The sequence below is a fragment of the Novosphingobium ovatum genome (assembly GCF_009909235.1).
Classification (GTDB): Bacteria; Pseudomonadota; Alphaproteobacteria; order Sphingomonadales; family Sphingomonadaceae; genus Novosphingobium; species Novosphingobium ovatum.
Window position 1 is genome coordinate 56890 of record NZ_JAAAPO010000001.1, and the last position, 12423, is coordinate 69312.

Sequence of the window (12423 nt, forward strand, 5' to 3'; positions counted from 1 at the left end):
GGCGGCGCGACCGGAGGGTGGCATTGCAACCGCTCCCAATATGCGACGCAGCTTGTCCCGATATGCTTTTCTGCCCTCTCATCGATTATGATGTTGCCCTGTATCTGCGATATTCGCCGTGGATAAGTAAAATCCAATTTGCGAATAGGCGTCCATCCAGAAAACCGAAGGCTAGAAATTGCAACCGTTCCCATGCGATGATGCGCAAGAATGTCGGCAAGCGGGATGGACAGACGTGGTGCAAAGGCGAGCGACCGGATCGGATGTCGCGCGGGCGGCGGGGGTATCGAAATCGGCGGTGTCGCGCGCGTTTACCGGCGGCGTTGTGTCGGACGAGGCGCGCAAGCGCATCATGGAGGCCGCGCGCCTGTTGAAATACCGCCCCAACCACAGCGCCCGCGCGCTGATGACCAACCAGTCGCGGTTGATCGGGCTGGCGATCACCAGTCTGGACAATCAGTTCTACCCCGCCATGGTCGAAATGCTGCACGAGGCGCTGGCGCTTCGCGGGCTTCGGCTGGTGCTGTTCATCACCCATGGCGAGGCGGATCTGGATCCGGTGCTGGACGAACTGCTGGGCTATCGGCTGGACGGGGTGGTGCTGGCCTCCAGCGGGCACGCCGCGCGCGTCGGGCGCGAATGTATCGAGGCGGGCGTGCCGGCGGTGATGCTGATCAACACCGATCCCGAAGATCGCCTGCCCGGCGTGTGCGCCGACAATGACGATGGCGCGGCCGGCGTGGCGGCCTATTTGCTGGAACGCGGGCGGCGGCGGTTGGGGCTGATCTCGGGCCTTGCCGAAAGTTCGGCCAGTGTGGAGCGGTCACGCGCGTTCACGCGGGCGGTGGCCGAATTTCCCGGCGCGCAATTGCTGTCGGCCTGTGGGCATTACACCGCGCAGGGCGCCTATCGCGCGGCGGTGCAATTGCTGGACCGGCCCGACCGCGCCGACGCCTTGTTCTGCGTTACCGATTTCATGGCGTTCCATGCGCTGCACGCGGTGCGCGATCTGGGGCTGGAGCCGGGGCGCGATGTGGCGGTGTTCGGCTTTGACGATGCGCCGATTGCGGGGTGGGGGGCGTATCAACTGGCCACCTATGCCACGCCGATCCGGGCCATGGTCGAGGCGACGATCGACCTGTTGCAGGCCCAGATGGATGGCGCGCCCCCCGCGCGCGGCACGCGCCGGATCAAGGGCGAACTGGTGCTGCGCGCCAGTGGCGGCTGATGGCCGCTAATCGCTGTTTGCGTCAAAACCGGCGCGGGCGGCCAGAATCACCGCGCTGTGGGCGTTCAGCCAATCGATCATGGCGCGCCCCTGTTGTGCCAGCGCCAGCCCCAGATCGGTCAATGCATAGGACACGCGCGGCGGCACATCGCCTGTCACATGCCGCGCAACAAAGCCGTCACGCTCCAGCGCGCGCAGTTTCAGCGTCAGCATCCGTTGCGATATCGCCTGTTCGGCCGACAGGCGCGAAAGCGCGCGTTTCAGATCGGCGTGGCGCCATGTGCCGATCATCAGCACCTGCAGGATCAGGCTGGTCCAGCGGTCGCCCAGCATCCCCATGACTTCACGCGCCGGATCATCGCGCCGTGTGCCATGGGTGGCCATATCGGCGGCCAGCGCCATCAGCCCCTCGCGCAATGCCGCCGGAAACGCCTGTGGGTCGATCATCATCCTCACCTTTGCGGGCCAACCAAGGCACAAAAAAGTGCCGTCTTCGCGCCGCCCGCGCCAGCCTTTATCATCACCCCAGACGCATAAACAGCACGGGAGAGCATTTCCATGGCAACAGACGCCATCCGCATGGACGGCAAGGTGGCGATTGTCACCGGCGGGGCCGGAGGCATTGGCGCGGCAACGGCGCGGCTGATGACCGCACGAGGGTGTCAGGTGGTGATCGCCGACATCGCCTATGACCGCGCGCAGGCGCTGGCGGGCGAACTGGCGGGCGCATTGGCCATCCATCTGGATCTGGAGGACGAGGCCAGCATCATCGCCATGATCGACCAGACCGTGGCCCATTATGGCCGGCTGGACGTGCTGCACAACAATGCCGCGCTGTTGGGGCCCGATATTGCGCAAAATGATGGCGATATCGAGCATATGGACACCGCGCTATGGGACCGGACCTATGCGGTGAATGTGCGGGGCACGATGGTGGCCTGCCGCGCGGCGCTGCCGCATCTGCGGGCCGTCCGGGGCAATATCGTCAACACCGTCAGCAATCTGGCGCTGCAGGGGCACATGATTCAGGCCGCCTATAGCAGCAGCAAGGCCGCGATCATCCAGATGACCCGCGCCATCGCCGCCAGCCACGGCATCCACGGCGTGCGCTGCAACGCGGTGGCGCCGGGCATGACGGTGACGCCTGCCCTGCTCGAGGCTTTCCCGCCCAAGCTGCGCCATGCGGTCGAGGCCGAAACCCTGCGCGATCAGCTGGGCGAGCCGCAGGACATTGCCGAGGCAGCCGCTTTTCTGGCGTCAGACGCGGCGCGCAACATCACGGGGCAGGTGCTGGTGGCGGATGGCGGCTGTGCCAGCCATGTCCCCGGCCTCTCGTTGTTCCGGGACTTTTTCGCAGGAGAAGGCCAATGAGCCAGTATGATATCGTCGTCATGGGCGGTGGCCACAATGGCCTGACGGCCGCCGCCTATATGGCCAAGGCAGGCAAGCGCGTGCTGGTGCTGGAGCGCAAGCCGCATTTTGGCGGTGGCGTCTCGACGCGCGAACTGATCCAGCCCGGTTTCTGGCATGATGAACACAGCAACGTCCACATCATGATCCAGGGCAACCCCATGCTGCGCGAGGACGAGCTGGGGCTGCTGTCGAAATTCGGGCTGGAATATATCTACCCCGAACTGCCGCACGCCAGCATCTGGGACGATGGGTCGATGGTGCGTTCTTGGCGCGATCTGGACCGCACCTGCGCCGAGATCGAGCAGTTCAGCCCCCGCGACGCCGAGGCCTATCGCAAATTTGCCCAGACCAGCATGGCCGCGCTGCCGATGTTCATGTCGGGCCTGTATATGCCGCCGTTCCCGATGGGCGCGTTTGTCGCGATGATGGACCAGTCGGACGAGGGCCGCTTTCTGCTGGACGTGATGAGCCGCAGCGCGCTGGACGTGGTGAACCAATATTTCGAAAGCGACCGTCTGCGCATCCACATCCTGCGCATGGTGACCGAAAACCTGCAAATGCCCGATGAACTGGGCACCGGCATGGGCGCCTTCCTGATGCCGGGGATCATCCACGCCTATGGCTGTTCGATGCCAAAGGGCGGTTCGGGCCAGCTGTCCAAGGCGCTGGTCCGCGCGATCGAGCATTTTGGCGGCGAGGTGCGCTGCAACGCCGAGGTCGCCCGCGTGCTGGTGTCCGGCGGCAAGGCGATCGGGCTGGAGATGGTCGATGGCGAGCAGTTCATGGCGCGTGACGGGGTGATCGGCGCGATCCACCCGCATGTGCTGCGCAAATTCGTGTCCGAAACGCCTGAGCCCGTGCTGCAACGCGCCGAACGGGTGACGCAATCGACCTTCTCGATCAACCTGACGCATCTGACGCTGAAGGAGCGGCTGCGCCTGAAGGTGGGCAATGAAACCAATGCCATGATGACCGAGCTCATGGACTTTTACACCATGCGCGACATGCTGCTGGAATATGACAAGCTGCGCCGGGGCGAGGTGTCGGAGCGGCTGATCGCGGGCGGTGACAACACCATTTTCGATCCCAGCCGCGCGCCCGAAGGGGCCGGCGTGTTCTATGGCGTCAACTTTGCCCCCTATGACCTGTGGCCCGACGGCCCCGGTTCGTGGGACAGCCGCAAGGAGGAGATCGCCGACAAGGCATTGAACCAATACCGCAAATTCTACGCCAATCTGGATGATGACAACATCACCGGCCGCCTGATCCGCTCGCCCATCGACCATGAACGCGACAGCCCGGCCAGCTTCCTGAAAGGTGACATCCACGGCTGCGCGCCGTTCATGTACCAGTCGGTGGCCCACCGCCCGACGCCTGATCTGGGCAGCCTGCGCGTGCCGCAGATCGAAGGGCTGTATCTGGTTGGGCCCTTCATGCATCCGGGCGGCGGCGTGTTTGGCGCCGGGCGCGCCACCGCGATCCAGATGATGGACGATTTGGGGATGGATTATGACAAGGTGTGCGGAGGGCCGATCTGATGAGCAACACCACCCACAAGAAGCCGCCGCAGATGCGCGTGCTGGACGCCAATGACAAGGAGCTGATGACCGTCCGCAAGATCGAGCCGGACGGCAATGCGCTGGTCATCCGTGGCAAGATCTTTGGCGCGATGCCGATGGTGGCCAAACTGACCCCGGCCGAGGCACGGGCGGCGTTGAAATTGCTGGACGCGCGCACGATCTGGTTCCTGCTGACCTTCCTGTTCCGCAAATAGCGCGCATTTACGCCATTTATGGCTGATGATCACCGCCGTGGCTCTGTGGGGCTGCGGCGGTTTTCGTATCCACGATATCGATACAAAGATGCGATTAAATCCATACAATCGAATTGCGATGGATCAATAAAAACACCCGTTCCAATCGGCATCTGATGATCAACCGCCGCAGTGTGGGGGCCTGCGCGGCTTCCGGCAAAGGGCGGGATCGATCGTTCAGGGAGATGCCGACATGGCGATTACCGGAATCCGCCGCCTTGTGTTCAAGGTCGAGGACCTTGCCTTCACCACGAAATTCTTCACCGATTACGGGTTGCGCCCGCTGGAGGCTGACGCCGCCGCCGCCCGGTTCGAGACCGCCAATGGCGCGCAGGTGCGTTTGCTGCCCACAGGTCACGCCGATCTGCCGCAGGGCAGCGCCCAGACCGGCATCGGCGTGCATGAATGCGTGTGGGCGGTGGACACGCAGGAGTCGATGGACCGCCTGTGCGCCGACCTGTCGCGCGACCACGAACTGACCCGCGATGCCGAAGGTGTGGTGCATTTCATCACCCCCTTTGGTCAGGCGATCGGGTTGCAGGTGTGGACCGCCCGCCCGGTCTATGGCGCGCCCAGCCCCAGCAACACGCCGGGCCACATCGGGCGCCTGAACCAGCCACGCAAATGGCTGGCCCGCGCCACGCCCAAGCGGATCCACCACTGCGTCTGGACCTTCCCCGATGTGCAGGAAGCGCTGGACTATTACCGCGACCGTTTGGGCTTCCGCCTGACCGACGTGCAAAAGGGCTTTGGCGTCTATATGCGCTGCGATGGCGCGTATGAGCATCACAACATCTTTTTGGCCAATGCCCATGCCAAAATGCCGATGTTCGACGGCACGTTGAAATTCCACCACGCCAATTTCGAGCTGGAGGATATCGACGAGATCATGGTCGGCAAGAATGTGCTGGACCGCAAGGGCTATAATTTCGAAGGCAATTGGGGCCTTGGCCGTCACCGCCTGACCAGCGCGGCATTCCTGTATCTGAACGTGCCGCAATTGGGCGGTGACATGGAATATGGCGCGGACTGTGATTGCGTCGACGACAGCTGGAAGGTGCGCGTGTGGGACGGCGCCTTTGGCACGCTGATCTATATGCACGACCTGCCGCATTGGTTGCAGGCCGAACCCATTTGGGACGTGGCCTATGCCACGGACGCGCAACTGAAATTCCTGCCCGTCGACCCGCGCCCGGTCTCTGTTGCCGAACCTGCCGAATAATAAAAAGGAGCCTGAAATCATGTCGAAAGCACAGAATATCTGCATCATCGGCGGCGGCGTGGCTGGTTTGGCCGTGGCCATTGGCCTGCACAACAAGGGCCTGAAGGTCGAGGTGGTCGAGCGTGACAAGGACTGGAAGGTCTATCACGTGGGCATCATCGTTCAGGCCAATTTCGTCCGCGCGCTCAACGCCTTGGGCGTGGGTGAGGCGGCGACCAAGGCTGGCTATGCCTATCGGGGCGCGCGTTTCTGCAATGCCTCGGGTCAGGTGATTGCCGAATTGCCGGGCGAAACGGCGGTCGATGGCCTGCCGTCCGATCTGGGCCTGACCCGTCCAGCCCTGCACAAGGTGTTGACGGACAAGGTGAAAGAGCTGGGCATCCCGGTGCGTCTGGGCGTCACCTTTACCGATATGCAGGACAAGGGCGACGGCGTTGATGTGGTGTTTTCGGACGGCACAAGCGGGTCGTATGATCTGGTGATCGGCGCCGATGGCAACTATTCCCAAGTACGCAAGCATCTGTGGCCCGAGGCCAAGCCCCAGTTCACCGGGCAGGGCGTGTGGCGCTATAACGTGCCACGCCCGGCCGATCTGGAATGGAGCGACATCTATCTGGCCGCGCCCAACGGCTTTAACGGCAAGGCCGGCTATTGCCCGCTGACGCCCGAAGAGATGTATATCTTTGCCGTGATTGAGGAAAAGGGCAATCCGCGCTTTGCCCCGGAAACGCTGGCCGATGAAATGCGCGCCCGTCTGGCCGGTTATGGCGGCATTCTGGGCGAGGCGGCCAAGGCGATCACCGATCCCGCGCTGGTGGTCTATCGCCCGCTGGAAGCCTGCATCATGCCCGATCCGTGGTATCAGGGCCGCATCGTGCTGATCGGCGATGCCGCCCATTCGGCAACGCCGCATCTGGGTCAGGGCGCGGCCATGGCGGTGGAGGATGCCGTTGTTTTGGTTGATGAATTGGCGGCCAAGGACATTGACGCCGCGCTGGTGGCGTTCATGGAGCGCCGGTTCGAACGCGCCAAGCTGGTGGGGACGTCCTCGATCCAGTTGGGTGAATGGGAAATGCATCCCGAAAGTGCCGGCGATCCGGTGGAAGTGACCGACCGCATTCGCAAGAAATTGGCCGAACCGGTCTGATTTTCCTGCGAAATTGATGACGCTTGCGGGCGCGGGGGTGGTCATGGCCTCCGCGCCCCTTGCCGCGTTTATCGGTCGCGCCGATAGCAACCTTTCGACTTTATGCGTTTTTCTCCCCGCGCCGCGCCCCCCATACAGGCGCCAAATCTGGGGAGAATTGTATGAGCATTCTGGGCGTGGAGAGCGTGCTGTTCGGCGTCGATGACGTGGCCGAACACGCCCGGTTCTGGACCGATTTCGGTCTGCCGGTGGAAAGCATCACCCCGACCGAGGCGGTGTTCCGGCTGGCGTCGGGCAGCCGGGTGATCGTTCTGGCGCATGGCGACGCGCGCCTGCCAGCCCCCGATCCGTTCGCCGGAAACGGCGTCAAGGAAACAGTGTGGGGCGTCGATACCGCTGAAAATCTGGATAAAATTGCCGTCAGTCTGGCGGGTGAAGTGGCCGTGACGCGCGACGGCGATGGCACCGTCCATTGCGTTTGTCCCGATGGTCAGCCGATCGCGCTGCGGGTGTGGGACAAGGCGAGCGTGGTGTCGCACACCAGTCCGGTCAACACGCCCGGCAGCTATCCCCGGTTCAATCAGCACCGCATCTGGCGCCAGCGCGCGATCCCCAAAACGATCAACCATGTGGTGTTCTTTTCGCCCGATTACGTTGGTTCTTTTGAATTTTATGAGCGCCATCTGGGTTTCCGCTATGCCGACCACTCCAAGGGCGTGGGCATTTTCGCGCGGGCCGGGGGGACGTTTGAACATCACTCGATCTTTTGGGTGAATTGCGATCTGCCTTTTGCGCCGGATCAGTTTAAATTCATGCATATCGCCTTTGGCATGGATGACATTGATGAAGTGATGTTGGGTGCCAACATAATGGACGCCAAGGGGTGGAAGAACACCAGCATGAATTCCAGTGGCGGAATTTCACGTCACCGCATTTCCAGCGCAATTTACTATTATTGTGACATTCCGGGTAAGGGTGGCGAGGCTGAATACCATGCTGACACCGATTATCTGGACGACAATTGGGTGCCGCGCGCGTGGGATTTCCGTTTTGGCTCGTTGTTGTGGGCCAATAATGCGCCGCCGATTTTCCGGGGTGACAACATCCCGTGGGACATGGCTTTTGACGCTGATCGCGCCAGTTTTGCCCCCTATCGCAAGGCCAAGCCGGGCAAGGCGCCGATCGACGGCCCCCGCGCCGACCTGACCGAGGACGACGAGCACGCGATCTGATTTTGTTGTACATGATAGCATTATGGAGGCGGGTTGGCTGCGGCTAACCCGCCTTTTGCATGCGCGCGCGCGGGACGTCCCAGCGCAATCGTAACCACCCTTTTGTTTTGCGGCATCGGCATTAGGATGCCCGCCCATGAGGATGCCATACAAACCCACTTCGCTGCGGCGCATCGCTGCTGTCTCCACCTTGGCCGTGTCGCTGTGCGCGGTTTTGACAACGCCGTCATTTGGTCAGGCGCCCGCCGCCGCCGCTCCGCCGCAACCGGCGCTGGTCGCGCGGGTCAAGCCGGTGATCGGGCAGGGCGCCTTGCGCTTTCGCGACTTGAATGGCGATGGTCAGTTGACCCCCTATGAGGACTGGCGCCTGTCGCCCGCTGCCCGCGCCGATGACCTGATCGCCCGCATGACGATCGAGGAAAAGCTGGGCCTGATGCTGCACGGCACGCTGCCGGGGACCGGCGGGGCGCTGGGCATGTCGGCCAGCGGCTATGACCTGACGGCGGTGGCCGCGCTGTTGCAGGACAAGCATATCAACAGCTTCATCACCCGCCTGTCGCTGACCCCGGCCAAGATGGCGGCGCAGTCCAATCTGGTGCAGGAGCTGGCCGAGAACACCCGGCTGGGCATTCCCGCGACGATCAGCACCGATCCGCGCAACCATTTCCATTATGTGCTGGGTGCCAGCGGCATGGCGGATGGGGCCAGCCAGTGGCCGGAGTTGCTGGGCTTTGGTGCGTTGGGCGATGCCGATCTGGTGCATCGTTTTGGCCAGATCGCGGCGGCCGAATACCGCGCCGTGGGCATCCACGAAGCGCTTAGCCCGCAGGTCGATCTGGCCAGCGAGCCGCTGTGGAGCCGCATCACCGGCACGTTTGGTTCTGATCCGCAATTGTCCAGCGTGCTGGGCGGGGCCTATGTCGCGGGCTTTCAGGGCGCAGACAAGGGGCTGACGCCGGCGGGCGTGATGACCGTGGTCAAGCATTGGGTGGGCTATGGCGCGCTGCCCCAAGGCTTTGACAGCCATAACTATTATGGCCGCACGGCGCGGCTGAACAATGCCCAGTTGGAGCTGCACATCACCGCGTTCAAGGGCGCGCTGGCGGCGCGCAGCGGGGGCATCATGCCCACCTATCCCATTCTGGTTGGCCCCACCGTCAATGGCAAGGCGCTGGAGCCGGTGGGCGCGGGCTATTCGCGCCTGTTGCTGACCGATGTGCTGCGCGGGCGGATGGGCTATGACGGGGTGATCCTGTCGGACTGGGCGATCACCCGCGATTGCAACGAACGTTGCAGCAATCCCACCGCTGCTGCGCCGCAACGGCCGATGGATATCGCCACCAATTGGGGCGTGCAGGAGCTGTCGGTCGAGGACCGCTATGCGCTGGGCATCAACGCCGGGATCGACCAGTTCGGCGGCACCGAGGAGGTTGACGCGCTGATCGCGGCGGTCAAGCATGGCAAGATCACGCCGGCGCGGGTGGATGACTCCGTCCGCCGCGTGCTGATCACCAAATTCGCCATGGGCTTGTTTGAAAACCCCTATGTTGATCCGCAGGCGGCCGAAACCGTGTTGCGCGACGCAAGTGCCCATGCGCTGGCCGCGCAAACACAGCGCGCCGCGCAGGTGTTGCTGCATAACACCGGCCTGTTGCCGGTGGCGCCCGCGGGCAAGAAGGTGTGGCTGTTTGGCATGGAGCGTGCGGCCGCGCAGGCAGCGGGCCTGACCGTGGTCGACACGCCAGAGGCCGCCGATTTTGCCATCATCCGCGCCGAAAGCCCGTCGGAAATGCTGCACCCGCACCATTTCTTTGGCAGCCGGCAAAAGGAAGGCCGCCTGGATTTCCGCGATGGCGATGCGGCCTATGATGCGCTGAAGCGCGCCTCGGCCGCGCACAAGCCGGCGGTGTTCGCGCTGTTTCTGGACCGCCCGACGATCCTGACCAACATCCGGCCCAAGGCGGCGGCGATTCTGGCCAATTTCGGGGCCAGTGACGCGGCAGTGCTGGACGTTGTGCTGGGCAAGGCCAAGGCCAAGGGGCGTCTGCCGTTCGAGCTGCCCAGCAGCATGGCCGCCGTGGCCAAGCAGGACCCGGCCCAGCCCGACGACAGCGCCCGCCCGCTGTACAAGCGCGGGGCGGGGATTGTGCAGAAGTAGGCGTTACAGCGCGGGGTTGCCCGCGCTCCATTTGACCGACACCTCGATCCCCTGTCCGATGGGCAGCAGGGTCGAGGTGAAGGCCCCCGAAGCGGCCACCGCCGCGCGATAGGCGCGGGCATGGTCGCGGTCGATCGCGGGGTGGATCATATTGTCGGCCACCACCACGGCCTCTTCGGACAATTTGGGCGCAAAGGCTTGGAAACAGGGCAGATACAGCTCTTTCCAGATGTCCAGCAGCACCAGATCGAACGGCCCGTCATCGGCCGCGATCATCGCCACCGCATCGCCACAGCGCCAATCGACCACATCGGCCACCCCGGCGCGGGTCAGCGCCGCGCGGGCGTGGGCCTGTTTGTAATCGGCCAGTTCCATCGTCACCACCTGTGCCCCCACGGCGCGCGCCGCATCGGCCAGATACAGCGTGGAATAGCCATAGGACGTGCCCAATTCCAGAATGCGCGCCGGACGGCGGCCCATCACCAACGCATGCAGGAACGCGCCGACCTCTGCGCCGACGGGCAGCAGGAATTCATCGCGCAGGGCATAGCCCGCAGGGCCCAGTTCGCGCATCCGTGCCATGTCGGCATCGGCGCGGGCGGCATAGTCCGCCATGACGGCGGCCACGGCAGGATCGGCAAAGATCACGCGTCGGGTTCCTCGACAAATTCGATCAGATTGCCCGCGCAGTCGCGGATGAAACAGCCTTTGCCAAAGCTTTCGCGCACGACAAAGGCGATGTCCGCGCCCTTTTCCCCCATCTCGACCAGAAAGGCGTCAAGGTCGGCCACGCGAAAGGCGACATGTTTGTTGCCATGGGTTTTGACATCGCGCGGCGGGTGGCGGCGGTCTTCGGGCAGGGGGGCGGCGCCCTCCACCGCAAAGATTTCAAACCGCAAAGGCCCCTTTTTCACCATGGCGGTGTGGCTGCGGGCGGCCGCGATGTAGAATTTTTTCTCCAGCGCAAAGCCCAGCACGCGGCCATACCAGTCGATCGCCGCATCCAGATCCGGCACCGACACGCCGCCGTGGTGAAAGGTGAATTCGGCCATCGGATCAGCCCATCTCGGCAAAGGTTTGCGCGCACCAGTCGGCGATATAGTCGCGCATGCCGGTGCCATTGTCGGCGCCGCAATGCTCGACCTCGAAATCGGCCTTGGTGAACATGCGCAGGTGGCGTTTGGGGCTGTTGACGGCTTGATCATAGGACAGATGGGCGTTGAATGCCGGGATTTGGCGGTCATTTTCGCCATGGGTGATCAGGAAGGGGACGCGGATTTTTTCCACCTGACCGTTCAGCGTGATCTGATCGGCATAGGTCAGGAAGGCATCACGGTCGTCAAAGCCGAAGACCCACAAGACGTGGTCCCAGTAATGGGGGACGGGATTTTCGCCTTCGTTGGCAACACGTTGGCGCTGACGCTCGCCCCAGACGTGGTTGGCGCCCATCACCGCGCACAGCGCATAGCGCGGGTCATTGGCGGCGATGCGCGGCGCGTGATAGCCACCGAACGACAGGCCAAAAATGCCGATCTTGGAATGGATCACGTCGCTGCGGGTCAGCAGATAGTCAAACGCCGGGCTGCCCCAGCGTTCGGCGTCGTACACGGCCGGCAGATTGCGCAGGCGGATCGCCTCACCGGTGCCGGGCTGGTCCAGGAACAGCGTGTTCATGCCGCGTTCGAGGTTGGACAGGCCGTGGCCTGCCATGTTGACCTGTTCCTTCATGGAATCAAGGCCATTGACCGACACCAGCGTGGGACGCGGCGTGCCGCTGCCGTCATGGACAAAGATCGCGGTATAGCTGGTCCCTTCATAGGGGATCTCGACCTTGTCGACATGCAGCCCGCGCAGCTGCGAACCCTTATGGTACAGCTCCAGCCCCTTGGCATAGGCCGCCCAGCGCGGGGCATAGTCGCGCGACTGCATCCGTTCGGCCGCCAGATAATAGCCCGACGCGCGCAGGAATTTGCTGCCCGCCGACAGGGTGAACCCTTGCGCCAGATCGGCCTGCGCATTGGCCGCCACCTGATCGGCCACCGCGATCCAGCTGTCGAACAACAGCGCGCTGCCCGCGTCCGCGCCGGCCTTCGATGCCTCGCGCACCGGGCGGCAGGCCTCGTCAATCTCGCCATGGTTGCCGCCGCACACCAGCGCCAGATTGGTCGCCAGATTCCACACGTAATTTCCGGGGAAGGGTTCAAACATCT

Annotated in this window: 12 protein-coding genes; 8 read left to right on the forward strand and 4 right to left on the reverse strand. The window is 63.5% G+C overall.

The features are described from left to right. Nucleotides 1–235: 235 nt before the first annotated feature. Nucleotides 236–1228 carry a LacI family DNA-binding transcriptional regulator gene (locus GTZ99_RS00220; protein WP_161716285.1) on the forward strand — a complete coding sequence of 331 codons (993 nt, stop codon included), beginning with the start codon at nt 236–238 and terminating at the stop codon, nt 1226–1228. Between the two features lie 6 nt (nt 1229–1234). Here the strand turns inward: GTZ99_RS00220 and GTZ99_RS00225 are convergent, their stop codons facing one another. Beyond that, nucleotides 1235–1675, reverse strand: a complete 441-nt coding sequence (locus GTZ99_RS00225; RefSeq protein ID WP_201742325.1) for a winged helix-turn-helix transcriptional regulator — start codon at nt 1673–1675, stop codon at nt 1235–1237. A gap of 111 nt (nt 1676–1786) precedes the next feature. Here GTZ99_RS00225 and GTZ99_RS00230 point away from each other — a divergent pair, with 111 nt between their 5' ends. The 7 genes from GTZ99_RS00230 to GTZ99_RS00260 all read left to right on the forward strand — a co-directional run bounded on the left by GTZ99_RS00230 (nt 1787) and on the right by GTZ99_RS00260 (nt 10213). After that, nucleotides 1787–2599 carry an SDR family NAD(P)-dependent oxidoreductase gene (locus tag GTZ99_RS00230; protein ID WP_161716287.1) on the forward strand — a complete coding sequence of 271 codons (813 nt, stop codon included), beginning with the start codon at nt 1787–1789 and terminating at the stop codon, nt 2597–2599. Further along, entirely contained in the window at nt 2596–4179 is a 1584-nt protein-coding gene (locus GTZ99_RS00235; RefSeq protein WP_161716288.1) for a phytoene desaturase family protein, read from the forward strand. The genes GTZ99_RS00230 and GTZ99_RS00235 overlap by 4 nt, the downstream gene beginning before the upstream one ends. Continuing rightward, nucleotides 4179–4415, forward strand: a complete 237-nt coding sequence (locus GTZ99_RS00240; RefSeq protein WP_161716289.1) for a hypothetical protein — start codon at nt 4179–4181, stop codon at nt 4413–4415. The genes GTZ99_RS00235 and GTZ99_RS00240 overlap by 1 nt, the downstream gene beginning before the upstream one ends. Nucleotides 4416–4647: 232 nt before the next feature. Beyond that, nucleotides 4648–5676, forward strand: a complete 1029-nt coding sequence (locus GTZ99_RS00245; RefSeq protein ID WP_161716290.1) for a VOC family protein — start codon at nt 4648–4650, stop codon at nt 5674–5676. Nucleotides 5677–5695: 19 nt separating this feature from the next. Beyond that, entirely contained in the window at nt 5696–6823 is a 1128-nt protein-coding gene (locus GTZ99_RS00250; RefSeq protein ID WP_161716291.1) for an FAD-dependent oxidoreductase, read from the forward strand. Nucleotides 6824–6984: 161 nt separating this feature from the next. Beyond that, complete coding sequence (locus GTZ99_RS00255) at nt 6985–8055, forward strand: VOC family protein (protein WP_161716292.1); 1071 nt, start codon at nt 6985–6987, stop codon at nt 8053–8055. A 136-nt stretch (nt 8056–8191) separates the two neighbouring features. Further along, complete coding sequence (locus GTZ99_RS00260) at nt 8192–10213, forward strand: glycoside hydrolase family 3 protein (RefSeq protein ID WP_227711004.1); 2022 nt, start codon at nt 8192–8194, stop codon at nt 10211–10213. A 3-nt stretch (nt 10214–10216) separates the two neighbouring features. On the opposite strand, the gene GTZ99_RS00265 is transcribed toward GTZ99_RS00260, so the two are convergent. From GTZ99_RS00265 to GTZ99_RS00275, 3 genes are read right to left on the reverse strand one after another with little or no spacing between them, the layout of a single operon-like run. Continuing rightward, nucleotides 10217–10861, reverse strand: coding sequence for an O-methyltransferase (locus GTZ99_RS00265; RefSeq protein ID WP_161716293.1), 645 nt, complete (start codon nt 10859–10861; stop codon nt 10217–10219). Next, nucleotides 10858–11265: a VOC family protein gene (locus GTZ99_RS00270; protein ID WP_161716294.1), complete on the reverse strand. Its 408-nt coding sequence runs from the start codon at nt 11263–11265 to the stop codon at nt 10858–10860. The genes GTZ99_RS00265 and GTZ99_RS00270 overlap by 4 nt, the downstream gene beginning before the upstream one ends. Before the next feature lie 4 nt (nt 11266–11269). Next, entirely contained in the window at nt 11270–12421 is a 1152-nt protein-coding gene (locus GTZ99_RS00275; protein WP_161716295.1) for an alpha/beta hydrolase, read from the reverse strand. Nucleotides 12422–12423 lie beyond the last annotated feature (2 nt).